Genomic DNA, 23,674 nt, shown 5'->3' with positions numbered 1-23,674 from the left:
GCAGCTTGGTATTCAGTTGAGGCGGGTGCCCGAGAGGGCCACGAGATCCTCCCGGTTTTCTCCGGTATGCTCTACAAGTTCCCGCGCCTGCAGCAGTTCGAAATGCGTGGTATCGATCGGCCTGATCACTTTCTTGCGAACGAGTGTCTGGATGTTGCGGCTGAGCGTTTCGGGCGTCGTGCCGAGATAGGCGGCGATGTCGCGGCGGCCGATCGGCAAGGCGATGATGGCGTGACGCCGGTTGTCCTCTCCGTTGCAGACCGTGCCGGGCGTGCGCCTCGAGAGGACGAACAGGAAAGCGGCGACCCGCTGCATGGTCGTATGGCAGGATATCATCGCCGTCCATTCCCGGCTGGCGTCGAGTTCGTCGAGAACCGACAGCAGGAGTTCGTGCTCGATTTCCGGATTGCGTTCCAGGAACCGCTCGAACGCCTGCCGGTCGATGCAGCACAGCGTCACGTCGGTCGCCGCCTCATAGGAGAAGCGCGACTGGTTCGAGAAGGCGCGACCAAAGAAGTCCGATGGATACAGCAGGCCGACAATCTGCTGCTGGCCGGACATCGAAATGTTCGTGAGCTTCACGATACCGCTGATGACGTTGCCGACCATTCCAGCGACGTCGCCCTGCCCGATTATGACCTGCCCCTTGCCGTACTTCCTCACGTGCGAAATCCGGGACAGTTCATCCATGGCCTCCTCAGAGGCCGCGTGACAGATCGCGCGATTGTTGATCAGGAAGTTCTCGCATCTCCAGCACGAGCCAGGCGAATACACTAATTCGTTCATGACGTGTCGCCTTGTTCCCGTGAGGATCAATGAATTCAGGACAACATTCCCCATTTGCAATGTCAAATCCGTGACGCTTGTTGAGTACAGTGAAATGGTTCCTTGCAGAGAAGCGCATTCAGCGGATTGACGCCGATCAATGCAGATGAGGCTGGCTGGCAGGAGGCTTTCCTTTATCAAGGATTTCCGATCCGGAGGAGACGCTGATGGGTTACGCCACTATCCTGGTGCATCTGGAATTCGACGGAAGCAATGATGCGCGGCTTCAGTACGCGACCGATCTTGCCGGAGATCTGGATGCCTTCCTGATCGGACTGACTGCGGCTGCCGTCCGGCCCGTTCACGCAAGCGAACTTGGCGTGCAGGAGAGCCATGCCTACAGCGAGGAACTCGAGCAGCGGATCGCGGAACGTTTTGCGGCCCTCAAGAGGCAGTTTTACTCCGTTGCCGGCGACGGATTCAACTCCGGCTGGCGCGCTGTCCGGGACCTGCCGGCCTGCGCCCTCGTGGACAATGCGCGCGTCGCGGATCTCATCATATCCGGCACGCCATTCGGCGTGGACCCCGGGGACAGGTACCGTTCCGTCGATCCCGGCGATCTGGCATGCGGGGCCGGCAGGGGCGTGCTTTTCGTGGGTGAAGGCGCTGTCTTCCGCCATCCGCAATGCGCGGTGATCGGGTGGAAGGACACGCCCGAGGCCCGGAGGGCCGTTGCCTGCGCCCTGCCCTTCCTGAAGCTCGCGGAGAAGACGGTGGTCGTGACCCTGTGCGCGGACGATGGCCATCCGGCCGAAGGGCCGAAGGACGTGGCACGATATCTCGCACGCCACGGCATCGATGCCGATGTCAGGGTCGTGACAGGGGCGGATGGCCCGGAAGCCTTTCTCGACATAGTGGATCGGGAGGGCGCCGATCTCACGGTTACCGGCGCCTATGGTCACAGCCGGATGCGCGAGCGCCTGTTCGGCGGCTTTACCAGGGCATTGCTCCGGCGAAGCGATCTCACGCGCCTGATGGCCGGCTAGGAACGGGCTCCGCCGGGCACCGAGCCCTGCCCCCTCATGGTCTCCTCGCGGTTGCGGCGCAGGGCTTCGACGACCTCGTGGTCGCTGACCTGATCGAAATCAACGTAATGCGCGCCGACGGCGCGGAAGGGGTGCGGCGTAGAAAGGCAAACGATCTCGTCGGCATGACGCTCGAGTTCGGAAATGGTTTCGGCTGGCGCGACCGGAAGTGCGAGGATCAGTCGTGTCGGCTCATGTTGGCGGATCAGCCTCAGGGCCGCGTTGGCTGTGGCGCCGGTCGCCACGCCGTCATCGACCACGATCACGGTCTTTTCCTTTAGTGGCAACGGCGCGCTTTCCGCGTAGTAGACGGCGCGTCGACGTTCGATTTCCCGAAGCTGCTTGTTGGCGAGTGCCTCGATGTCTGAATCCGACAGTCCGAGTTCTGCCTTGATGTCTTCATTGACGGTCAGCCGCATCTTTTCTCCGTCGGTGACTGCAGCCACAGCGAGTTCGGGCTGCATGGGCGCCCCAACCTTGCGCACGAGGATGACATCGAGTGGCAAGCCGAGCTCGCGGGCAATGACTTCGCCCACCGGAACGCCTCCGCGCGGCAAAGCGACAACGATCGCCTCCGCGGGAGCGATCCGGCGCAACCTCTCGGCCAGACGCTCGCCTGCCTGATGCCTGTCACGAAAAAGCATTTCGGCACCTTTAGCTTGAATGGACATCCTGCTGCCGGGAATCTCGCGTTTCATTGACGTCTGTCAAACCGCACCGACCCGGATGCGGGCTTGATAGGAGCATGTCGTTTGCGTCTTCCATGGAAGGCCCGGAAATCGAAAGGAAACGAACCGATGCACCAGCGCACCGCACTGATCGGCGACATCGGGGGAACCCATGCCCGATTCGCCATTTGCGACATCGACGAATTGTCAGTGAGCCATTTCGCGGTATTCACGACCGACATGTTCAAGTCCCTGCCGGATGCCGTTGCGCATTATCTCGAATCGCTACCCGAGCGGCCTTCCATTGCCGGCTTCGCCATTGCTGCTCCGGTTATCGGCGATACCATCACCATGACCAACGCGCCCTGGTCGTTCACGCGCAAGGAGGTCCAGCAGGCCTGCGGGGCGGAGCGCATTCATTTCGTCAATGATTTCGAGGCGTTGGCGCTAAGTCTTCCTTATCTGAAGGAGCACGACAAACACCGCCTCGGCGGCGGCAGTCCGGTGGAATACGCACCCTTGATCGTCCTGGGACCGGGAAGCGGCTTCGGTTGCGCCGGCCTCGTTCGTCATGGGAAGGCCTGGGTGCCGGTTGCCGGCGAAGCCGGGCACATGTCGTTCGCGGCCCGCAACGACATGGAAATGACGATACTCGAGCGCGTGGTCGACGAAAACGGCCATGCGCCGCTGCAGGCAGTCCTGTCGGGACGCGGTATCGAGGCGATCCACGGTGCATTGGCAGAGGCTGAAGGAGAAAGTGGTGACGACGCCACCGCGATCGAGATTGTCCGGCGAGCATTCGCCGATGACGAAGAAGACGGGCGGGCAAGGAAGACCATCGAGGTGTTTTCGGATATCCTCGCGCGCGTGGCCGGCGACATGGCGCTCGTTCACGGCGCGCGTGGCGGTGTCTATATCGCCGGGGGGATCACACCCAAGATACTGGACATTCTCGAGAAAGACCGTTTTCGGGCGAGCTTCAACAACAAGGGCCGGATGTCGCGCTTCCTGCAAGATATACCGGTTTTCGCGCTGACAGCGCCCGACGCCGGCCTGCGCGGCGCCGCGGTGGCGGTCTCCAATCGCTTTCCGATGGCACCGGCCGGCTAAATCAACCGTGTACGCTGGTCACGCCGTTCTCGTACAGGGCAAATACGTCCTCGCGGCGGCACAGTTCGGTTCCGGGGGTCATGACGGCGGCCGAACCGGCCGCAATACCGAAGCGGAAGGCCTCGATAACGGGATGGCCCTGTGAAAGCCACCAAACCATGCCGGCAACGAAGCTGTCGCCTGCTCCGACGGCGGATGCCTCGCGCACGTGGACCGAACGCATCCGCACCATGCCATCTGCATTGACGAGGATGGCGCCCGCCTTGCCCATCGACAGAGCGATGTTTTGCACGGATCCGCGGCGAACGAGCTCGGACGCGGCCTCGCAGGCAATTCGCTCGTCCAGCCGCTCGCCGACGAGCTTCTCGAGCTCGCTCATGCTCGGCTTGAGCAGGAATATCTCGGCGTGATCGACGGTCTGCCGCAGGGCCTCGCCCGACGTGTCGAGCACGAAACGGATGTTCTTCCGTCGCGCGGTGTCAGCCATCCGCCGGTAGGTGTCGGGCGGCGCACCGAGGGGGAGGCTGCCGCTGGCGACGATGTAGTCGCCTTCGAAGTTCTCGACGAAATCATGGACCGGCAAAAGCTCTTCCGGCGAAACCGTGGGGCCTTCCGGTACGAAGCGGTACTCGAAATTGGTGCTGGTCTCGTGCACCATCAGCGCGATGCGGTTGGACCCGGCCATCTCAATGCGATGCCGGACAATGTCGTACTGGTCCAGCAGGCTGTCGTATAACGGGCCGGATATGCCGCCGGACAGGTATACCAGTTCCGCCCTCCCGCCGAGCTCCGCGATGACGCGGGCGACATTGGCGCCCCCGCCCCCGGCATAGTGCTTCTGGTTCGCGGTTCGGGTCTTGAGCGTCGGACGGACATGTTCTGCGTCGCAGCTGACGTCGATTGCGGGGTTCAACGCGATTGCCAGTATGCGCTTTTGCATGAAACCGTCGGCTCCTTGTCTTTCCCGTTCGCGATGACGGGCGCCGTCAGGCGGCGCCCCCCTTCTTCTCCGATTCCGCCTTGGCGACTCTTTTCTTGACCGCAATGAAGCTGTCCGGCGTCACCGACATGGAGTCAATACCGCACTCGACCAGGAACTCGGCAAATTCCGGATGATCGCTCGGCGCCTGGCCGCAAAGGCCCACCTTGGCGCCGGCGGCATGGGCTTCGCGTATGACATTGGAGATCATCCACTTCACGGCCTCGTCCTGCTCGTCGAACAGGCCGGACAGCCTATCGGAGTCGCGATCGACACCGAGGGTAAGCTGCGTAAGATCGTTGGAACCGATGGAAAAGCCGTCGAAACGCGTGGCAAATTCCTTCGCCAGGATCACGTTGGACGGGATCTCGCACATCACATAGACTTCCAAGCCGTTCTCGCCGCGCTTGAGGCCGTTCTCGGCCATGACCGCGAGCACCTTGTCCGCCTCGTCGACCGAGCGGCAGAACGGGATCATCATTATGACATTGTCGAAACCCAGTTCGTTGCGGAGACGTGCCATCGCGCGGCATTCCAGCGCAAAGCCCGGCTTGTAGGCATCCGAATAGTAACGCGATGCGCCACGGAAGCCGAGCATTGGGTTTTCCTCCTTCGGCTCGAAATCGGCGCCGCCGAGAAGTCCCGCATACTCGTTGGTCTTGAAATCGCTCATTCGAACGATGACAGGCTTCGGATATACGGTGGCGGCGATGCGGGCGAGACCGCGCGCCAGCTTGTCGACGAAATATTCCGACTTGTCGTCGTAGTCGCGGGTCAGTTCCTCGATCCGCGCGCGGGTCTCGTTGTCCCGGATATCGTCAAAGCGGATCAGGGCCATAGGATGCACCTGGATTTGGTTGTTTATGACGAATTCCATGCGCGCGAGCCCGACGCCGTCGGCCGGGATCTGCCACCACCGGAACGCGGCCGCCGGATTGGCGAGATTGAGCATGACGCTGGTCTTAGTCTCCGGGATATCGGCAAGCGATTCCGTCTTTTCCTCGATCTCCGCATATCCCTCGTAAACGAATCCCTCGTCACCTTCGGCGCAGGAGAGTGTGATTTCCTGTTCGTCATGAAGTAGGTGCGTGGCATCGCCCGTTCCGACAATGGCGGGCAGGCCGAGTTCGCGGCTGACGATCGCGGCATGCGAGGTACGTCCGCCATGATCGGTGATGATGCCGGCGGCGCGCTTCATGATCGGCACCCAATCCGGGTCGGTGGTGCCGGTGACGAGAATCGAGCCGTCGATGAAGCGGTCGATATCTGCGGGACTTTCTATCAGGCAGGCCTGGCCGGCTATCGCGGAGCCGCCAATGCTCAGCCCCTTCGTCAGGACCTTGCCCTTGGACTTGATGGCATAGGACTTGAAGGAGTTCTGGTCGCGTTGCGCCTGCACAGTTTCCGGTCGCGCCTGTACGATGAAAAGTTCGCCGGTCTCCCCGTCCTTGGCCCATTCCATGTCCATCGGGCAGCCGTAGTGCTCCTCGATCACCGTCGCCCAGCGGGCCAGCGTCAGGATCTCCTCGTCATCGAGCACGTATGCGGCGCGCTCGGCCTTGGAGGTCGGTACGTTTTTCGTCTTCTCGGCACCCTGCGAATAAATCATCTTGATCGACTTCGCACCGACCCTTTTCTCGATGATTGGCTTCAGCGTGTCGTTGGAAAGCAGGGGTTTGAAGATAACGAACTCGTCCGGGTCCACGGCCCCCTGGACTACGTTCTCGCCCAATCCCCAGGCCGCGTTGATGACCACGACCTTGTCGAAACCGGTCTCGGTGTCGATGGAGAACATTACGCCGGATCCGCCCTTGTCGGAACGAACCATTCTTTGGACGCCGATGGACAGCGCCACCTGCATGTGGTCGAATCCCTTGGTCTGCCGGTAGCTGATGGCGCGGTCGGTAAACAGCGATGCGTAGCATTTCTTGCAGGCCTCCAGCAGTTCCCGCTCACCCCTTATGTTGAGGTAGGTTTCCTGCTGGCCTGCGAAGCTGGCGTCGGGCAGGTCCTCGGCGGTCGCGCTCGAGCGCACGGCAACATCGACTTCCTGCCTTCCGATCCGTTTCGACATCTGCCGGTAGAACTCCGTGATCTCCCCGGCCAGATCGTCGGGCCAATCGCCGCGCAGGATCAACTTGCGAACGGCGGCGCCGGTCTCCGCGAGCGTGACGCGGCCTGCCTCGTAATCCTTCACGGCCTCGGAGATGGCGGGTTTGAGTTCGTTGGCGTCCAAAAAGCGCCAATAGGCTTCTGATGTCGTGGCGAAGCCGGCCGGGACGGCGATCCCCCTGGATCCCAGCTCGTTCAGCATCTCTCCGAGAGAGGCATTCTTGCCACCCACGCGGGGAACGTCCTTGCGGCTCGCGTCTTCAAGCCAGATCACGGTCTCGGATTTGGACATTGCTGCATCTTCCTTTCTTGCCGGATGATGCACCAACACGAGCACCGCGGCGAGCAGGTCGCAATGACACATGTCAAGGCGCCGCCGCCGGCAGGCACCTTATGCGGTTCCGGCTGCGCGGTTACCGCTGGGCGTCCTGCAACGCCATCAACCATGCGACGATATCGTCCTTTTCATGCTCGAACAGGCGGAAAGTGGTCATCGGAAAATGATCCTCCCGCACGAAGCGGCTGAAATAGTCGCGGTCCCTGCCCTTCCGCATGACAATGTCCTCGAATGCAAACGCCATGCGGGGAGCCGGGGGATCATCGGCTCGGGGATGGCAATGGCGGCACCATTGGTCGGCCACTGCTGCGCCGCGCGATACGGCATCGTCGGCAACTGCGGCGAGCGGCCAGATGACCGCAAGCGTGCACGGCACCAATGTCCTGCTTCCGCGCACCGAAACCCTCCTCGTTGCGCCGGAAGTCTGCCCGCAAGGCGACTTTCCTGAATTAACCGCGAATAAAATCGGCGGCGCTAGTGTCACGATATCACTCGGGGGATCGGGCACAAGGCGAATGATCGAGGCATTTCGAACAGGACACTGGCTGCAGCGGGACAGGCTCCTTGTCTATCCCCTGCTCTTGCTCGGCATAGCCGTGGCTGCGACCGGGTACGTGCTGGCGACAAATGGCGGCACCTTGCCGAATGGATCGCCCTTCGGTTCCGATTTCATCAGCTTCTGGGTGGCGGCACGGGAGGCCCTCGCCGGGCGGCCGGAGATACCCTACGACGCAGAGCGTTTCGCCGAAGCGCAGAACGCGATCTTCGGGGACGGCAATTTCTACGCCTTCTTCTATCCGCCACACTACCTTGCCTACATGGCGCCGTTTGGTGCCCTTCCCTACTACGCGGCCCTGGCCGCCTGGATGACTCTCAGTTTCCTTGCCTCGCTCTGGGTTGTCATGACCATTGTCGGCCGACGGATCGAGGTGGCATTGCTGACACTGGCTTTCCCGGCCACGTATCTGACGATCGCTCATGGCCAGAACGCCTTTCTTTCGGCCGCGATGTTCGGCGGTGCGCTTGTGCTGCTGCCGAAACGACCGGTGTTGGCAGGAATATTGTTCGGGCTGCTGACGTTCAAGCCGCAGCTCGGGCTGCTGATACCGTTCGCCCTACTGGCCGGCGGTTACTGGCGCGCGATCATGGCGGCGGCAGCGACCGCCATCCTTGCCGGATTGCTGTCCGCTTTGCTGTTCGGTACGGAGCCGTGGCTCCTTTTTGTCGAACAGGGAGCGATGGCGTCGCAAACGCTTCGTGACGGCCTTGTCGGTTGGAACAAGATGATCTCGACCTATGCCGCATTGCGGCTTGCCGGTCTCGGACACCTCCCGGCCATGGCTGTCCAGGGATTTGTTTCACTTGCCGTGGCAACGGTCGTCTTCCGCATTTGGCGCCGTGCCGGCGCCACATCTCCGGACTTGCGTTCCGCGCTCCTGCTTGTCGGAGCCCTGGCTGCCACGCCGTTCGGACTGAACTACGACCTGTTCCTGTTGGCGCCGGCAATTGCTTTCACCGTCGCGCATGGCATGGCGAACGGTTTCGCGCCATGGTCAAGAACGATACTTGCCGCGGTCTACGTGTCTCCGCTGGTCGTGTTCTGGTTCATGGCGAGCATGGTGCCCGTGGCGCCGTTCGTTCTGGCCGTTCTATTCGTTCATCTAGCGTGGGCGGCGTCAGGCGCCGGTCGCAGCGTCGTCGCCGCAAGGCCGCTCACGGAATGAAAAAAAGGCGCCCGAAGGCGCCTTTCCATCTGTTTTCCCGCGATCTTACTGCGGAAGCTGGTCGTCCACGCCCGCGACGTAGAAGTTCAGGCCAAGAAGCGTTCCGATATCGGGTGTTTCGCCGTCGGCGAGCCAGTCGGAACCGTCCTGCTTTTTGATCGGACCGGTGAAGGGCTCCAGCTCGCCGCTGGTGATCTTCGCCTCGGTCTCTTCCGCCATGGCCTTCACGTCATCCGGCATGTTGGTATATGGCGCCATGACAACGTTGCCCTCGGCCATGCCATGCCAGACGTCCTGCGACTCCCAGGTGCCGTCCATGACCGCCTTGACGCGCTCAATGTAATACGGCCCCCAGTTGTCGACGATCGCGGTGAGCTGCGTCTCCGGGCCGAACTTGATCATGTCGGAGGCCTGGCCGAAGGCCTTGATCCCGCGTTCCGCCGCAACCTGCATAGGCGCGGTGGAGTCGGTGTGCTGGGTGATGATGTCCACGCCCTGGTCGATCAGCGCCTTGGCGGCATCGGCTTCCTTGCCCGGGTCGAACCAGGTATTGGCCCAGACGACCTTGACCTTGAAATCGGGATTGACCGACTGCGCACCAAGCATGAAGGAGTTGATCCCGCGCACGACTTCCGGAATCGGGAAGGACGCGATGTAGCCGGCCACGCCGGCCTCGGACATCTTCGCGGCGATCTGGCCCTGAACGTAACGGCCCTGGTAGAATTTCGAGTTGTAAACCGCCACGTTTTCGCTTTCGCGCTTGTAGCCGGTTGCATGCTCGAACTTCACATCGGGGAACTTGGCAGCAACCTTGTTGGTCGCATCCATGTAGCCGAAGGACGTGGTGAAGATGATATTGCAGCCTGAACGTGCAAAGCGCTCTATGGCGCGCTCGGCGTCCGCGCCCTCGGGCACGCTTTCCAGATAGGCGGTTTCGACCTTGTCGCCGAATTCCTCTTCCACGGCGAGGCGCCCCTGGTCGTGCTGGTAGGACCAGCCGAAGTCGCCGATCGGGCCGACATAGATGAAGCATGCCTTCACATCGGCGGCCTCGGCCTGCACGGCGATGCCGAGCGATGCAACGGTTGCAAGCATGAGTTTGGTGGTTTTACGCATGGATGTCTTCCTGTTTACGCGTTTGATTGAAATAGAAACGGTTCTCGTGCCGCTTTTCCATCCCGTCTGAAACCTTACCGATCCGGAACGAACGGTTTGCCGAGCGATGCCGGCGTGTTGCGCATCGTCATCCGCCTGTTGGTGGAAATCAAGACCAGAACGATGATGGTCGCCAGATAGGGCAGTGCCGACAGGAACTGGGAAGGAATGCCGATGCCCTGCGCCTGAGCGTGGAACTGCGCGATCGTGACCGCGCCGAAGAGATAGGCGCCGGCGACCACGCGCAGCGGCAGCCAGGACGCGAAGACGACCAGCGCAAGCGCGATCCAGCCCCGGCCGGCTGTCATGTTCTCTACCCATTGCGGCGTGTAGACCAGGGATAGATGCCCGCCGGCAAGGCCGGCGCAGGCACCGCCGAACAGGACCGCCAGATAGCGGATGCGGATGACGCGAATGCCCAGTGCGTGGGCTGATTCATGGCTGTCGCCAACTGCGCGCAATGTCAGGCCGGCCCGGGTCCGGAAGATGAACCACCATGTGCCGGCCGCCAGAGCGATCGAGATGTAGAAGACCGGATCCTGACCGAACAGGAGCCTGCCGACGAGCGGGATGTCGGACAGAACGGGAATTTCCAGGCTTTGCAGCTTGAGGCCCGGCAGGCCAACGAAGGATTCGCCGATCATGCCCGACAGTCCGAGGCCGAGGATCGTCAGCGACAGCCCTGTCGCGACCTGGTTGGTCGCCAGCGTCAGCGTCAGGAAGGCGAACAGCAGCGAGAATGCCCCCCCGGCGGCAATGGCGGCCAGAAGCCCGATCCAGGGCGACCCGGTGGCCTGCGCCGCCGCGAAGCCCGTGACGGCGCCCATGATCATCATGCCTTCCACGCCGAGATTGAGGACGCCAGACCGCTCGACGATGAGTTCTCCCAGCGCGGCAATCAGTAGCGGTGTTGCCGCGGTGGCGATGGTCAGCAGGATGGCTTCGGTCATTTCCATGGCAATTCCTCTACCCGGTCGCGCCGGCGCGACCGGCGATGCGAATGCGGTAGTGGATGAGCGTGTCGCAGGCGAGTACGGAGAAGAGCAGGATCCCCTGGAACACGTTGGAGACCTTGTTCGATACGCCGAGCGAGATCTGTGCCGCCTCGCCGCCCAGGTAAGACAGGGCCAGCACCAGCCCCGCGGCAACTATGCCAATGGGATTCAGGCGTCCGAGGAAGGCGACGATGATCGCGGTAAAGCCGTAGCCCGGTGAAATTGTCGGGCGCAATTGGCCGATGGCACCGGAGACCTCGCTGATACCGGCCAGTCCGGCCAGCCCGCCTGCGATCAGGAAAGTGGTGATCACGGTGCCCGTATAGGAGAATCCCGCAAAGCGCCCTGCCCTCGGGCTCTGGCCAAGGACACGGATCTCGAACCCCTTCAGCGTCCGGTTGAGAATGAACCACATGACCAAGGCCGCCACCAGCGCGAAAACAAAACCGTAGTGGGCTCGGCCCGAGGACGAGACGATCTCCGGCAGGATCGCGTCGGCATGGAAGCTGCGGCTTTCCGGAAAGTTGAAGCCCTCGGGATTTCGCCACGGCCCGCGAACGATCCAGTCGAGGAACAGTTGCGCGACATAGACCAGCATCAGGCTCGACAATATCTCGCTGGTGTTGAAGCGAGCCTTGAGGATCGCGGGAATCGCGGCATAGGCCATGCCACCGATCACGCCCATCAGCAGCATCAGCGGCAGGACGAGTGGTCCGCGGAAATCAGGGAAGACGATCGGCAGGATCGACCCTGCGACCGCACCGGCGATGAACTGGCCCTCGGCCCCGATGTTCCAGTTGTTGGAGAGGAAGCAGACCGACAACCCGACCGCGATCAGGATCAGCGGCGCGGCCTTGATGAGCAGTTCGTGGATCGACCAGGTCTCCGTCAGCGGCTCGATGAAGTAGGAATAGAGTGCCTGGGACGGCGCCTTGCCGAGCAGGGCGAACATGATGGCGCCGAGGGCGGCAGTGATCGCCAGTGCCAGCAACGGCGAAAGGGCCGAGTAGAGCGGCGACGGGTTTGGCCTGCGGATCAGTTCGATGCGCATCAGATTTCTCCCGCCTCCCCCGGCTGGCCGATCCGTTGATCGTGGTGTCGCTCGGGCGCTGCACCGCCCATCATCAGGCCGAGCGTCTCGCGCGTGACAGTGTCTGCGGGCACCGTCTTCGAAAGCGTGCCGTCCGACATGACGGCAATGCGATCGGCAATCTCAAGCAACTCGTCGAGGTCCTGGCTTATGACGAGCACGCCAGCACCGGCCCGGGCCAAATCGATGATTTCCTGCCTGATGCGGGCGGCCGCCCCCGCATCCACGCCCCAGGTAGGCTGGTTGGCGATGAGCAGTGCCGGCGAACGGTCGAATTCGCGGCCGAGGATCAGCTTCTGGAGGTTGCCGCCGGACAGGGAGGCGGCGACGGGGTCGCGGCCCGACTTGCGCACGTCCAGCGCCTTGACGATGCGCTCCAGCGTCCTGCCCAGTGCACCGCCGCGGATTGTCCCCAGCGGGCCGAGATATGTGGAGGAATCCGATGCGTGGCGGCTCAGCAGCAGGTTCTGGGACAGCGGGAAGCTTGGCACCGCGCCATGACCGAGCCTCTCTTCCGGCGAGAAGGCTGCACCAAGCCTGCGCCGGCCGCTCGGGCCGAGCCGCCCGGCCTCGGTGCCGCGAATGCGGATCGTCGAAGATGACGACTGCGGACGTTCGCCGCTGACGGCCTCGTAGAATTCCGACTGGCCGTTGCCGGCAATGCCGGCAATGCCGACAACTTCGCCGGGATAGACCTGAAGCCGGATGTTCTCCAGCGGAACCGAGAACGGTCCGGTCGGCGGCTGGCTCAGCCCGTCGATCTCGAGCACCGGCTCGGTGCCGGCGGGCGGTGCGGAAACGCTCGCGCGCTCGATACGGTGAATTTCCTCGCCGACCATCATTGTTGCCAGGCTGTTGGCGGTTTCCTGTTGCGGAATGCAATGGGCAACGACCTTGCCGTGGCGCAGCACCGTTGCGCGGTCGCACAGGCGCTGGACCTCTTCCAGCCGGTGCGAGATGTAGAGGATCGACTTGCCCTCCCCGCGCAGCTTGTCGAGCGTCGCGAAAAGCCTGTCGGCCTCCTGCGGTGTCAGCACCGATGTCGGCTCGTCGAGAATGATCAGTTCGGGCTTTTGCAGCAGGCAGCGCACGATCTCGATACGCTGGCGTTCGCCCACGGACAGTTCGCCGACCAGCCGGTCCGGATGGATCGGCAGGCCGTATTCGACGGAAACACGCTGTGCCTCGGCAGCGATTTGCGCGAGCGGCACGTCGGCGCCGAGCGACAACGCGATGTTTTCTGCCGCACTCAGGGATTCGAACAACGAGAAATGCTGGAATACCATGCCGATGCCAAGCGCCCTGGCCTGCATCGGATTGGCGATGGTGACGGGCTGGCCGCGCCAGAGGATGGACCCGGCATCCGGATGCAGCGAGCCGAACAGCATCTTCACCAGGGTCGACTTGCCGGCGCCGTTCTCCCCGAGAAGCGCATGGATCTCCCCGGGCGCTATGTCCAGATCGACGCAGTCATTGGCCTTGAGTGCGCCGAAAACCTTGGTTATGCCCTCGACCTTAAGCAGGGCGGGTAGCTGGCTTTTCGTGGCTGCGGCATCCGTCAAGAAGGCGTTTCCCGGCTGGCGAAATCTTGCTTTGCAAAGCTAAGCGCATTCCGGCTGACTGCGCAAATGGGAAAAGGGTTGAAATACAGGGTTTTCCGAAGGTTTTTTACCGGTCGGTCAGGCAAAGGGGCCTGTCATGCGGCAGTTCGCCTCGCCGAAACCGGCAAAACGGGCTGGACAGGACCGCCCCGCTTCGCCACATCCTATGGCGAATTGCCAGAAAGGACCTTCCTTTGACCATGAACGATATCGCGATCGTGGGCGGCGGGCCGGCCGGCATGGCTGCGGCGCTCGAGGCTGCACGGCACGGATATGAGGTTGTGCTGGTTGCGCCGTCGGGAACGTTCCTCGAAACGGACGAACGCACCACGGCCGTCATGATGCCCGGCATCCGCCTGTTGCAGGAACTCGGCGCATGGCCTGAACTGGCCGACGAGGCGACGCCGATGCGCACCATGCGTCTGGTCGACGGCACCAGCCGGTTGGTGCGTGCGCCAACTGTCACCTTCCAGGCCCACGAGATCGACGAGGAAGCCTTCGGCTACAACATCGTCAACCGTGTGCTCAATGCCGCGCTTCAACATGCCATCGACGCATCACCGAGGATACGGGTGGTTGACGCGATGGCCGAAACTGTATCCTTCGGTCCCGATGCGGCGAAACTGGCGCTCTCCGATGGAGAAACGCTTCAATCAAGTCTGATCGTTGCCGCGGACGGGGTTAAGTCGCTGATGCGGGAAACGGCGGGCATCGGCACCCGTACATGGAACTATCCGCAGACGGCCATCGTGCTGACTTTCGCGCACGGCCGCGATCACCATTTCGTTTCCACGGAGTTTCATCGCGAAACAGGTCCCTTCGCGCAAGTGCCGATGCGCGGAGGCAAGCGGTCCAGCCTCGTGTGGGTCGAGCGCCCCCAGGAGGCGGAACGGATCGCGACGCTTGACAGCGAGACCCTGGCGGGAATGATCGAGCGCAAGATGCAATCCATGCTCGGTGCGGTCAGCGACGTATCCAGGCCGCAATGCTGGCCGCTTTCCGGCATGATCGCAAATCGCTTCGGAGCGGAACGCCTCATGCTGATCGGCCAGGCAGCGCACATCTTCCCTCCTATCGGCGCCCAAGGCCTCAATCTTTCGCTGCGCGACATCGCGGATCTTGGAAAATGCCTCGAATCCGCGGGTGCCGATCCCGGGGCGGTCGCCGTCACATCGCGTTATGACAGGATGCGGCGGCTCGACGTCACCACCCGAACCGGAACGGTCGATCTGCTCAACCGATCGCTGCTCACCGGTTTCCTTCCGGTTCAGCTTGCGCGAGCCGTGGGGCTCGGGCTGCTGGCTGCCATGCCGCCACTGCGCCACATCGCCATGCGCGAGGGCCTTGCACCGGGCGCAGGGCTGCGGAGCATGTTCAGTCGGCCGCTCAGGGAAATAGATCGGGTGGCAGCAGGCCGTTCGTCATGGCGTACAGAAGCCCGGTAACCGAGAGAACCGAGGTTGTGGTGGTGATCAGGACCGAGGCGGAGGCGCGCTCGACCCAGACGCCGTATTGCTGTGCGATGACGAAGACATTGGTTGCCGTGGGCAGCGCTGCGAGCAACACGCCGGAATAGACCCAGACCGGCGGGAAATTGCCGAGCCAGCTCAGAAGCACGTAGACGATGGCCGGATGCACGGCGAGCTTGATCGCGACTATGAAGGCCATGTCGGCGGGAACCCGATTCACCGGACGCAGTGCCAAGGTTACGCCCATGGCGAACAGAGCGCAGGGCGCAGCGGCGTTCGCAAGGTAGTCGAGCAGCGTCTGGGCCGCCGCCGGCGGACGGAAGGAAATCACGGCTGCTCCGACGCCGATCATGGTCGCCAGGATGAACGGATGCGTGAAAACGCGCTTCGCGACGTCGAGGGCGAGTTGCACCGGAGTTCGGTGCGAGGCGTCGCGCCCGGAAAGCGCCATCATCAGGGGTGCGATGACGAAATGCAGCGTGTTATCAAAGCAGAACACCAGCGCCACCGGAACGACCGCCTCCTCTCCAAAGGCAAGCAGTGCGAGGCCCGGCCCCATATAACCGATATTGCCGTAGGCGGCGGCGAGACCTTTGATCGTGCTTTCGGCGACATCCCCGCGCGAGCGGATGATCGCGATAACGAACATCAGCGAAAAGACGATGTAGGTGCCAAATGTCGCCCCGACGACGAAGCGCCACTGCGTTAGTTCCTCGACCGGGGTCTTCGAAAGCAGGTTGAAGAAGAGTGCAGGCAGGGCGACAAAGATGATGAAGGTGTTCATCCAGCCCAGCGCGTCGAGCTTCTGGCGGACGATTTTCGCTGTCACGAATCCAAGAAGGATCAGGCCGAAGAACGGCAGCACCAATCCGACTACATTGGACATGCGATTCCTTCCCGCGTCGCGCAGGGCTCCAGCAGCTATCGGGCCGGAGCTGCCGGGTCAAGAAGGGGTTGTGCATACTGGCCACCTCTTGAAATCGCGCGTGGCCTGTCACAAATCTTGGTCATGGCTAGAAAGAACCCAAAGACCGTTACCGCGCGTTATGCGATCGGTGATATCGTCCGTCACCGGATCTACCCGTTCCGGGGCGTGATCTTCGATGTCGATCCGGAGTTTGCGAATACTGAGGAATGGTACGAATCCATTCCCGAGGATATGCGCCCGCGCCGCGACCAGCCCTTTTATCACCTGTTCGCCGAGAATGCGGAGACGGAATATATCGCCTATGTATCGGAGCAGAACCTGCTACCGGACGAAAGCGGCGAGCCGGTCCGGCACCCTCAGGTGCCCGAGGTATTCGAATGGATTTCGGACGCCAAGCGCTATCTGATCCGGCCGGGTCTGGAGCACTGAATCAGCCGGTTGCCGCGCCCTTTTGCTCGGCAACCTGGCGGATCGCATCCACGATCGTGTCCGCATCCTGTGCGCCCATGACCGCGTAGCGGTTGTCAAAAATGAAGCACGGTACGCCGGTAACACCCATCCGCTGCGCAGTCACAATTTCCTCCGAGACGGCATCCCGGTCGGCGTCACTCGCCAAAAGGGCTTTCACTACGGCCGCATCCATGCCGGCATCGCCCGCCACGCCTGCCAATACGGCGTGATCGCCGATATTGGCACCTTCCAGGAAAAACAACCGAAACAGTTGCTCGACGACCTTGTCCTGCGTGCCGTCCCCCGCGTTCTGCGCCCAGCGTATCAGCCGGTGGGCGTCGAGCGTATTGGGCGAAAGGGCGATAGAGTCGAAACGGAAAGGTATGCCTTCGCCCGCCCCGGCCTTCTCCATGTTGCGATAGAGTTCCCGTGCCCGTTCGATTCCGCCAAACTTCTCCGCCAGATAGGTGTCACGATCCTTTCCCTCGGGTGGCAGGGTCGGATCGAGCTGAAACGGGCGCCAGGCAACCTGAACCGTGCATTCCCCGTCGAGCAACGCAACAGCCTTCTCGAAACGCCGCTTGCCGATATAGCACCACGGGCACATCACGTCGGAGACGATGTCGACATGAACCGCGGTCATTTCTCGGACCACCACACGGGCAGCTGATAGCCGTAAAGCGGCGTGTATTCGGGGAACTTCACCTGATCTCGATGCGCCACCCACTTCTCGTCGATGTGATAGAGCGGAATCACGTAGTGGCCCGAGATCAGTATGCGGTCGAGGGCGCGCACGGCAGCGGCGAAGTCCTCCCGCTCACGGGCGGCAAGCATGGCCTCTATCATGGCGTCGATCGCGGGATCGGAGGCACCGGCATAATTGAAGGTACCCTCGGGATCCCGGGAGCGCGAATCCCATCGCCATATCTGCTCTGCGCCGGGGGAAAGTGATGCGGTGAGGCTGGCGGCGGTCATGTCGTAATCCCAGGTCTGCCGGCGTTTCTGGAATTGGGCGTCGTCGACAGTGCGCACGGACACCGCGATTCCGAGCGTTTCCGCGGTGCGCTGGTAGGTAAGCGCCATCTTCTCCTCGTCCAGGTTGGACGTCATGATCTCGAAGGCCAGTTGCTTGCCGTCCTTCACCAGCCTGCCGTCCTCGATCGCGTACCCGGCTTCGGCGAACTTCTCCAGCGCAGCGCGTAGCACCGACCGGTCACGTCCGGACCCGTTGGTTTTGGCTGGCGCATAGGTCCCGTCCATTACCTCAGGAAGGACGGCATCCGGATAAGGTGCCAGCAGGGCCTTCTCCCTTTCGTCGGCCGGGCGGCCAAGCGCGGACAGCTCTTCGGAATTCTGCCAGAAAGAACCGGTGCGCTTGTAGCGCCCCTCGAACAGGTTTCTGTTCACCCATTCGAAGTCGAACAACATGGCGAGCGCCTCCCGAACCTTAGGATCGGCGAACTGCTCACGTCGCGTGTTGAAGAAAAATCCGAACATGGGCACCGGCGCGCGCGACTTGAACGCCGATTTCCGGATCTTGCCTTCCTTCACGGCGGGAAATTCGTAGGCACTCTCCCACTTCACGGGATCGCCTTCTGGATAGATGTCGAAAATGCCCTTCTTGAAGGCTTCGAACATGGCCGTCTGGTCGCGGAAGTACTCGATCGTGATGCGCTCGTAGTTGTCGAATCCGCGCTTGGACGGGATGTCCCTGCCCCAGTAATCGGGATCGCGCCTGTAGGTGATGCGGGTTCCCGGCTCGACGCTTTCGACAAGGTAGGGGCCGCTGCCGACGGGCGGCTCAAGCGTCGATTGATCGAAAGTTTCCGGATCGATGGCGTGTTTGGGCAAGACCGGCGTCAGAGCGATGATCAACGGGAATTCGCGGTCCGCCTTCTCGTTGAAGGTGAATTTCACCTTGTTCTCGCCGGTTTTCTCGATTTTCGCGATCCGGTCCATCCGGCGGTTGTACGGCGGACGTCCCTTCACGGTGAGGAGCTCATAGGTAAATATCACGTCCTCCGGCGTGATCGGCACGCCGTCCGACCAGTGCGCCTTCGGATTGATCGTGAACTCGGCCCATGTGCGGTCAGGGTCGGTTTCGATCTTCTCCGCGATCAGCCCGTACATCGTGAACGGCTCGTCGCGCGATCGTACCATCAGCGACTCGTAGACGAGATTGCCGAACTCGGGATCCCATATGCCGCGCGCCGTCGTGCGCATGCTGGCTAGGACGAACGGGTTGAGGCTGTCGAAGGTTCCGCGCACGCCGTACCTGATCGAACCGCCGCGCGGCGCATCGGGATCGGCATAGGGGAAGTGCGTATAGTCGGCGGGCAGCGCCGGTTGGCCATGCATGGCAATGCCGTGCATGGGCTCTGCAAATGACGCCGAGGCTGCCGTCACGATGATTCCGACTGCTGCGATCAGGGCTATGTATATGGCGCGCATCGTCCTCTCTTCGGTTCGTCGCTGACGCTGGAATCGGAACCTAGCACGCAGATGCGGCAAATCCAGCGTTTACGGTAAATTCGGTTGAACGACGAAACAGGGCTGGAATTGCCGGGTATCCCTGTGTATCACACCGCCCAAAACAATCCGTCATGGTGTAGCCGCAATTGAATACCACCGGTTCGCTAGACCGATTTCAGTACCGTAGAAAAGGATGCAGCTTAATGCGCGCCACTATCCGTAAATCCATTGCCGCAGTCCTGTCCGCGGGCATTGCCGCGACCGGCATCATGTCCGCTGCGCAGGCGCAGGCGCCGCAGGTTCCGCAGGGTTGGTTCAAGGTTTGCAGCAAGCAGGAAGACAACGACATCTGCAATGTGCAAAACATCCGCACGGCAAATACCGGCCAGCTTCTGACCGCAGTGAACCTGATCCAGATTACCGGAAAGGTGAATCGCGCCATCTTCCAGATAGCGGTACCGACCGGTCGCGTTATCCCGGCCGGCATCGGTATGCAGATCGACGGCGGTCAGGCGCAGAAGATCGACTACGCAATCTGCCTGCCCGATCGCTGCATTGCGGAAGCTCCGCTCACCGATGCCCTGGTCGCGTCGCTGAAGAAGGGCGGCGAGATGACGCTGACTTCCATCAACTTCCAGAACCAGCCGAATCCGATCACCATTTCGCTTTCCGGCTTCACCGCGGCTTTCGAGGGCGAGCCGCTGAAGCAGTCGGAGGTCGAGAGCCGCCAGCAGCAGTTGCAGGAGGCGATCGAGAAGCGCCGCGAGGATTTCCAGAAGAAACTGCTCGAGGAGCAGGAAAAGGCCAAGCAGGCCAACTGACCGCGCCCTGCGCGGCATCTGATGGACGGGGCCTTCGCGGCCCCGTTTTTTTATGCGGCTTCTGCCGGCGGTCGTGCAGTGACGGTCAGGCCGCCTCGCTGGCAGCCGATTCGGCGAGATTGGCAAGCTTGGTCGCCAGCACGGCACTGCCGGCAAGCCGCTTCGCAGGGGTTGGCCAGTCGCGGGTAAACAGGACCGACTGGTCGGGCCGTATCTTCGCCAACGAGCCCTGCTCGCTGATATAGGCGACGAGACCGGCCGGATCGGCGAATTCGCCGTTGCGGAACTGGATCACGGCGCCCTTCGGCCCGGCGTCCAGCTTCTCGATATTCGCCTTGCGGCACAGTGCCTTGATGTAGACGACCTTGAGCAGGTGCTCGACCTCCTCGGGCAGCGGGCCGAACCGGTCGGCCAGTTCCGCGCCGAAGGCATCGATATCGCGGACGTCCTCGAGCTCGCCGAGCCGGCGGTAGAGCGACAGGCGCAGTTGCAGGTCGCCGACGTAACCTTCCGGGATCATGACCGCCGTGCCCACCGAGATCTGCGGCGACCACTGGCCGTGATCGTCCACCTGCTCGCCCTTCATTTCCAGTACCGCCTCCTCGAGCATCTGCTGGTAAAGCTCGAAGCCGACTTCCTTGATATGGCCGGATTGTTCCTCCCCCAGCAGGTTCCCGCCTCCGCGGATGTCGAGATCGTGGCTGGCGAGCTGGAAACCGGCGCCCAGCGAGTCGAGGGACTGCAGCACCTTCAGCCGCCGTTCCGCCGTCTTGGTGAGTGTCTTCTTTGCCGGCAGCGTCAGCAGCGCGTAGGCACGGACCTTGGACCGGCCCACCCGACCCCGGATCTGGTAGAGCTGCGCGAGGCCGAACATGTCGGCGCGATGCACGATCATCGTGTTCGCGGTCGGAATGTCCAGCCCCGATTCCACGATGGTGGTCGACAGCAGTACGTCGTAGCTGCCGTCGTAGAAGGCGTTCATGATGTCGTCGAGCTCACCCGGCGGCATCTGGCCATGCGCCACGGCGACCTTCAGTTCCGGCACGTGCTCGTCCAGGAAGGCATTCACCTCCGCGAGGTCGGAAATGCGCGGGCAGACATAGAAGCTCTGGCCGCCGCGATAGCGCTCGCGCAGCAGGGTTTCGCGGATGACCAGCGGGTCGAACGGCGCGACGAAGGTGCGCACGGCAAGCCGGTCGACCGGCGGCGTGGAGATCAGCGACAGCTCGCGCACTCCCGTCATGGCCAGTTGCAGCGTGCGCGGGATCGGCGTCGCGGTCAGCGTCAGCACGTGGACGTCGGATTTCAGCTCCTTGAGCCGTTCCTTGTGCTTGACGCCGAAATGCTGCTCCTCGTCGACGATCAGCAGCCCCAGGTTCTTGAAGCTTATGCCGGACCCGAGCAGCGCGTGGGTGCCCACGACGATGTCTACGCTGCCGTCGGCGATGCCCTTCTTCGCCTCGGCCAGCGCCTTCGGTCCGGCCAGGCGCGAGGCATGGGCGACCTTCACCGGCAGTCCGCGGAACCGCTCGCTGAAGGAGCGGTAATGCTGGCGGGCGAGCAGCGTGGTCGGCACGACGACGGCGACCTGCTGGCCGTTGAGCGCGGCGATGAAGGCGGCGCGGATCGCCACCTCGGTCTTGCCGAAGCCGACATCGCCGCAGACCAGCCGGTCCATCGGCTTGCCGGCGACAAGGTCGCCGATCACCGCGTCGATGGCTGCCATCTGGTCTTCGGTCTCGTCATAGGGGAAGCGCGCCGCGAATTCGTCATAGAGCCCTTCCGGCGGCCGCAGCACCGGCGCGGAGCGGGCCTCGCGCGCCGCGGCAATGCGGATCAGCTGGTCGGCCATGTCGAGCAGGCGCTTCTTCAGCTTGGCCTTGCGCGCCTGCCATGCGCCGCCGCCGAGCCGGTCCAGAACAGCCGTGCTGGCATCCGATCCGTAGCGCGATAGAAGTTCGATGTTTTCGACCGGCAGGAACAGACGCCCGTCCCCGGCATAGACGATCTCGAGGCAGTCGTGCGGGGCGCCGGCGGCCTCGATCGTGCGCAGGCCGACGAACTGTCCGATGCCGTGATCGACGTGGACGACAATGTCGCCCTCGGCAAGCGCCGAGGCTTCCGAGATGAAGTCGGAGGCCTTCTTCCGACGCCGATGGCGCACCAGCCGGTCGCCGAGTATGTCCTGCTCCGCGACAAGAGCGAACTTGTCGGTTTCGAAACCGTGTTCGATGCTGAGGACTGCGGCGGGAATTCGCGTGCGGTTCATCGCGGCGGCGACGCCGACGCCCGAGACGGTCTCGATGCCTTCCAGCCCGTGTTCCTCGAGGATCTGGATCAGCCGCGCCAGCGATCCCTCGCTCCAGCCGGCCAGGAACACGCGCTTGCCGTTGGCGCGCAGGGCCGCGATGTGTTTCGCGGCCTGGTCGAAGACATTGGCCTCCTTGTCCGCGCGTTCCATGGCGAAGTTCCGACCGGCCGCTATGCCGAGATCGAAGACAGAAGTTTCGGGGGTCTCGGGCACGCCGAAGGGCGAGAGATCGATGGTCAGCCGCGAGGTCGCGCGCCCTATCGCCTCGTCCGGTGTCAGGTAGAGGGCATCGGGCGGCAGCGGCTTGTAGGGTACGCCGTCCCCGCCGAGCATGCCGTCCGACTGGTTCTGGCGGGCCTCGTAGTGATCCTCGATCATGGCGCGCCGTTCCGTCAGTGCTTCCCGCACCAAGTGTTCGAGCACCACCGGCGCCTCGGGCAGGCAGTCGAACAGCGTCGTCAGTTCGTCGTGGAACAGCGGCAACCAGTGTTCCATTCCGGCGAAGCGCTGCTGGCTGGTGACCGAGGCGTAGAGCGCGTCGTCGCGCGTCGGCGCGCCGAATGTCGTCAGATAGCCCTGGCGGAACCGTGCGACGCTTTCCGCCGTCAGCGAGATCTCGCTGGCCGGCCGAAGGGTGAATTCCTTCCGCTGGCCGGTGGTGCGTTGCGTGGCCGGGTCGAAGGCGCGCACGCTTTCCAGCGTGTCGCCGAAGAAATCGAGCCGCATTGCCTCGTCCATTCCGGGCGCGAGGATATCCAGGATGCCGCCGCGCACGGCATACTCGCCGACCTCGCGCACCGTCGGAACGCGCTCGAACCCGGCAGTTGCCAGCGCAGTGGCGATATCGTCCATGCGCACATGCTGGCCTGGTCTGGCCACGATCGTCTGTTCGGCGATCGTCTCGGGACGCGGCATCCGCTGCAGTACCGCGTTGGCCGTGGTCACGATCACCGCCGGAGCCGGGTTGTCGCGCAGTTCCGCGATCCGGCTCATCGCCGCTAGTCGGCGTGCCGAGACATCGGCCCCGGGCGAAACCCGGTCATAGGGAAGGCAGTCCCAGGCAGGAAAGTCGACGATCTCGATGTCCGGGGCGACGAAGGAAAAGACCTGCATCCAGTCACCCAGCGCCGCTCCGTCGCGCGCGACATAGATGACCGGGCCGCCCGCGGCGGCAGCCTTCGAGCACAGGGCGTTGACAACGAACGGCTCCGCTCCGGCGGAGACTGACGAAAACGCCACGCGTCCGGCATCGGCGGGGATGTCTGGAACGTCGATCCAGGGCTTTTTCGGCTTCGCGCTCATTTGCGTCCGATTCCGTGGAACTCGCAGATCGCGCGGAACAGCGGCGTATCCTGTTCGGCCGGAACCGGCCCTTCGCCCGTGAACCACTTGAACAGATCGCGATCGAGTATCTCCAGCAGCGCCTCGAAGCTGTCGAGGTCTTCCAGTGTCATCGAGTCCACCTGCGCGTCGGCATATTTGCCGAGCAGCAGGTCCATCTCCTTCATGCCCCGGTGCCAGGCGCGAAATCTGGCGCGACGACGACGGGATTCGAGATTGTTGCAAGCGTCCTGCTGTGACGGAGACATGGCGACCGGTCTT

General features: G+C 62.8%; 19 protein-coding genes and 1 pseudogene. 6 read left to right on the top strand and 14 right to left on the bottom strand.

Annotation, left to right across the window (positions count from 1 at the left end):
* Positions 1-12: 12 nt before the first annotated feature.
* Positions 13-786 (bottom strand): Crp/Fnr family transcriptional regulator, encoded by a 774-nt coding sequence (locus HTY61_RS06590; RefSeq protein WP_175276040.1) that lies wholly within the window; start codon positions 784-786, stop codon positions 13-15.
* A 206-nt stretch (positions 787-992) separates the two neighbouring features.
* On the opposite strand from HTY61_RS06590, the gene HTY61_RS06585 reads away from it, so the two are divergent.
* Entirely contained in the window at positions 993-1,811 is an 819-nt protein-coding gene (locus HTY61_RS06585; protein WP_175276039.1) for a universal stress protein, read from the top strand.
* Here the strand turns inward: HTY61_RS06585 and HTY61_RS06580 are convergent.
* A complete protein-coding gene (locus tag HTY61_RS06580) occupies positions 1,808-2,548 on the bottom strand; it encodes a phosphoribosyltransferase (protein ID WP_246272954.1) in 741 nt (246 codons plus the stop codon). The genes HTY61_RS06585 and HTY61_RS06580 overlap by 4 nt on opposite strands.
* A 99-nt stretch (positions 2,549-2,647) precedes the next feature.
* Here HTY61_RS06580 and glk point away from each other — a divergent pair, with 99 nt between their 5' ends.
* On the top strand, positions 2,648-3,628 hold the full coding sequence (gene glk / locus HTY61_RS06575; RefSeq protein WP_175276037.1) for a glucokinase: 981 nt from the start codon (positions 2,648-2,650) through the stop codon (positions 3,626-3,628).
* 1 nt (position 3,629) lies between these two features.
* On the opposite strand, the gene HTY61_RS06570 is transcribed toward glk, so the two are convergent.
* The 3 genes from HTY61_RS06570 to HTY61_RS06560 form a co-directional block, all read right to left on the bottom strand.
* Positions 3,630-4,568 (bottom strand): 1-phosphofructokinase family hexose kinase, encoded by a 939-nt coding sequence (locus HTY61_RS06570; protein WP_175276036.1) that lies wholly within the window; start codon positions 4,566-4,568, stop codon positions 3,630-3,632.
* A 46-nt stretch (positions 4,569-4,614) separates the two neighbouring features.
* Positions 4,615-7,011 (bottom strand): phosphoenolpyruvate synthase, encoded by a 2,397-nt coding sequence (gene ppsA / locus HTY61_RS06565; RefSeq protein ID WP_175276035.1) that lies wholly within the window; start codon positions 7,009-7,011, stop codon positions 4,615-4,617.
* A 121-nt stretch (positions 7,012-7,132) separates the two neighbouring features.
* Positions 7,133-7,453 carry a hypothetical protein gene (locus HTY61_RS06560; RefSeq protein ID WP_175276034.1) on the bottom strand — a complete coding sequence of 107 codons (321 nt, stop codon included), beginning with the start codon at positions 7,451-7,453 and terminating at the stop codon, positions 7,133-7,135.
* Between the two features lie 118 nt (positions 7,454-7,571).
* Here HTY61_RS06560 and HTY61_RS06555 point away from each other — a divergent pair, with 118 nt between their 5' ends.
* Positions 7,572-8,780: a glycosyltransferase family 87 protein gene (locus HTY61_RS06555; protein WP_175276033.1), complete on the top strand. Its 1,209-nt coding sequence runs from the start codon at positions 7,572-7,574 to the stop codon at positions 8,778-8,780.
* Positions 8,781-8,825: 45 nt separating this feature from the next.
* On the opposite strand, the gene HTY61_RS06550 is transcribed toward HTY61_RS06555, so the two are convergent.
* The 4 genes from HTY61_RS06550 to HTY61_RS06535 all read right to left on the bottom strand — a co-directional run bounded on the left by HTY61_RS06550 (position 8,826) and on the right by HTY61_RS06535 (position 13,582).
* A complete protein-coding gene (locus HTY61_RS06550; RefSeq protein WP_175276032.1) occupies positions 8,826-9,896 on the bottom strand; it encodes a BMP family ABC transporter substrate-binding protein in 1,071 nt (356 codons plus the stop codon).
* 74 nt (positions 9,897-9,970) lie between these two features.
* Positions 9,971-10,891 carry an ABC transporter permease gene (locus HTY61_RS06545; RefSeq protein ID WP_175276031.1) on the bottom strand — a complete coding sequence of 307 codons (921 nt, stop codon included), beginning with the start codon at positions 10,889-10,891 and terminating at the stop codon, positions 9,971-9,973.
* 10 nt (positions 10,892-10,901) lie between these two features.
* Positions 10,902-11,984, bottom strand: coding sequence for an ABC transporter permease (locus tag HTY61_RS06540; RefSeq protein ID WP_175278452.1), 1,083 nt, complete (start codon positions 11,982-11,984; stop codon positions 10,902-10,904).
* Entirely contained in the window at positions 11,981-13,582 is a 1,602-nt protein-coding gene (locus tag HTY61_RS06535; RefSeq protein WP_175276030.1) for an ABC transporter ATP-binding protein, read from the bottom strand. The genes HTY61_RS06540 and HTY61_RS06535 overlap by 4 nt, the downstream gene beginning before the upstream one ends.
* 239 nt (positions 13,583-13,821) lie before the next feature.
* Between HTY61_RS06535 and HTY61_RS06530 the strand changes: the two genes are divergently transcribed.
* Positions 13,822-15,066 carry a UbiH/UbiF family hydroxylase gene (locus HTY61_RS06530; RefSeq protein ID WP_246272953.1) on the top strand — a complete coding sequence of 415 codons (1,245 nt, stop codon included), beginning with the start codon at positions 13,822-13,824 and terminating at the stop codon, positions 15,064-15,066.
* Here HTY61_RS06530 and HTY61_RS06525 read toward each other — a convergent pair.
* On the bottom strand, positions 15,008-15,976 hold the full coding sequence (locus HTY61_RS06525) for an AEC family transporter (protein WP_175276028.1): 969 nt from the start codon (positions 15,974-15,976) through the stop codon (positions 15,008-15,010). The genes HTY61_RS06530 and HTY61_RS06525 overlap by 59 nt on opposite strands.
* 123 nt (positions 15,977-16,099) lie before the next feature.
* On the opposite strand from HTY61_RS06525, the gene hspQ reads away from it, so the two are divergent.
* On the top strand, positions 16,100-16,447 hold the full coding sequence (gene hspQ, locus HTY61_RS06520; RefSeq protein WP_175276027.1) for a heat shock protein HspQ: 348 nt from the start codon (positions 16,100-16,102) through the stop codon (positions 16,445-16,447).
* Position 16,448: 1 nt separating this feature from the next.
* Here the strand turns inward: hspQ and HTY61_RS06515 are convergent, their stop codons facing one another.
* A complete protein-coding gene (locus tag HTY61_RS06515; protein WP_175276026.1) occupies positions 16,449-17,111 on the bottom strand; it encodes a DsbA family oxidoreductase in 663 nt (220 codons plus the stop codon).
* Positions 17,108-18,829: pseudogene (locus HTY61_RS06510) on the bottom strand (extracellular solute-binding protein); the annotation flags it as partial. The gene HTY61_RS06515 and the pseudogene HTY61_RS06510, both read right to left, overlap by 4 nt.
* Positions 18,830-19,143: 314 nt before the next feature.
* Between HTY61_RS06510 and HTY61_RS06505 the strand changes: the two are divergent.
* On the top strand, positions 19,144-19,761 hold the full coding sequence (locus HTY61_RS06505) for an invasion associated locus B family protein (protein ID WP_175278451.1): 618 nt from the start codon (positions 19,144-19,146) through the stop codon (positions 19,759-19,761).
* An 85-nt stretch (positions 19,762-19,846) separates the two neighbouring features.
* On the opposite strand, the gene mfd is transcribed toward HTY61_RS06505, so the two are convergent.
* The gene (gene mfd / locus HTY61_RS06500; RefSeq protein WP_175276024.1) at positions 19,847-23,374 is read right to left on the bottom strand and encodes a transcription-repair coupling factor; all 3,528 of its coding nucleotides are present in this window, start codon (positions 23,372-23,374) and stop codon (positions 19,847-19,849) included.
* On the bottom strand, positions 23,371-23,661 hold the full coding sequence (locus tag HTY61_RS06495) for an FAD assembly factor SdhE (protein ID WP_175276023.1): 291 nt from the start codon (positions 23,659-23,661) through the stop codon (positions 23,371-23,373). Before HTY61_RS06495 ends, mfd begins: the two co-directional genes overlap by 4 nt.
* Between the last annotated feature and the right edge of the window lie 13 nt (positions 23,662-23,674).

Source organism: Oricola thermophila (assembly GCF_013358405.1).
GTDB classification, from domain to species: Bacteria; Pseudomonadota; Alphaproteobacteria; order Rhizobiales; family Rhizobiaceae; genus Oricola; species Oricola thermophila.
This window is presented reverse-complemented; position numbering and strand designations above follow the sequence as displayed.

What these genes read in the sequence shown, in the direction of transcription:
- HTY61_RS06590 (WP_175276040.1), bottom strand. Translation starts at nt 786, where the DNA reads ATGAACGAATTAGTGTATTCGCCTGGCTCGTGCTGGAGATGCGAGAAC.
- HTY61_RS06585 (WP_175276039.1), top strand. Translation starts at nt 993, where the DNA reads ATGGGTTACGCCACTATCCTGGTGCATCTGGAATTCGACGGAAGCAAT.
- HTY61_RS06580 (WP_246272954.1), bottom strand. Translation starts at nt 2,548, where the DNA reads ATGAAACGCGAGATTCCCGGCAGCAGGATGTCCATTCAAGCTAAAGGT.
- glk (WP_175276037.1), top strand. Translation starts at nt 2,648, where the DNA reads ATGCACCAGCGCACCGCACTGATCGGCGACATCGGGGGAACCCATGCC.
- HTY61_RS06570 (WP_175276036.1), bottom strand. Translation starts at nt 4,568, where the DNA reads ATGCAAAAGCGCATACTGGCAATCGCGTTGAACCCCGCAATCGACGTC.
- ppsA (WP_175276035.1), bottom strand. Translation starts at nt 7,011, where the DNA reads ATGTCCAAATCCGAGACCGTGATCTGGCTTGAAGACGCGAGCCGCAAG.
- HTY61_RS06555 (WP_175276033.1), top strand. Translation starts at nt 7,572, where the DNA reads ATGATCGAGGCATTTCGAACAGGACACTGGCTGCAGCGGGACAGGCTC.
- HTY61_RS06550 (WP_175276032.1), bottom strand. Translation starts at nt 9,896, where the DNA reads ATGCGTAAAACCACCAAACTCATGCTTGCAACCGTTGCATCGCTCGGC.
- HTY61_RS06545 (WP_175276031.1), bottom strand. Translation starts at nt 10,891, where the DNA reads ATGGAAATGACCGAAGCCATCCTGCTGACCATCGCCACCGCGGCAACA.
- HTY61_RS06530 (WP_246272953.1), top strand. Translation starts at nt 13,822, where the DNA reads ATGAACGATATCGCGATCGTGGGCGGCGGGCCGGCCGGCATGGCTGCG.
- HTY61_RS06525 (WP_175276028.1), bottom strand. Translation starts at nt 15,976, where the DNA reads ATGTCCAATGTAGTCGGATTGGTGCTGCCGTTCTTCGGCCTGATCCTT.
- hspQ (WP_175276027.1), top strand. Translation starts at nt 16,100, where the DNA reads ATGGCTAGAAAGAACCCAAAGACCGTTACCGCGCGTTATGCGATCGGT.
- HTY61_RS06515 (WP_175276026.1), bottom strand. Translation starts at nt 17,111, where the DNA reads ATGACCGCGGTTCATGTCGACATCGTCTCCGACGTGATGTGCCCGTGG.
- HTY61_RS06505 (WP_175278451.1), top strand. Translation starts at nt 19,144, where the DNA reads ATGCGCGCCACTATCCGTAAATCCATTGCCGCAGTCCTGTCCGCGGGC.
- mfd (WP_175276024.1), bottom strand. Translation starts at nt 23,374, where the DNA reads ATGAGCGCGAAGCCGAAAAAGCCCTGGATCGACGTTCCAGACATCCCC.
- HTY61_RS06495 (WP_175276023.1), bottom strand. Translation starts at nt 23,661, where the DNA reads ATGTCTCCGTCACAGCAGGACGCTTGCAACAATCTCGAATCCCGTCGT.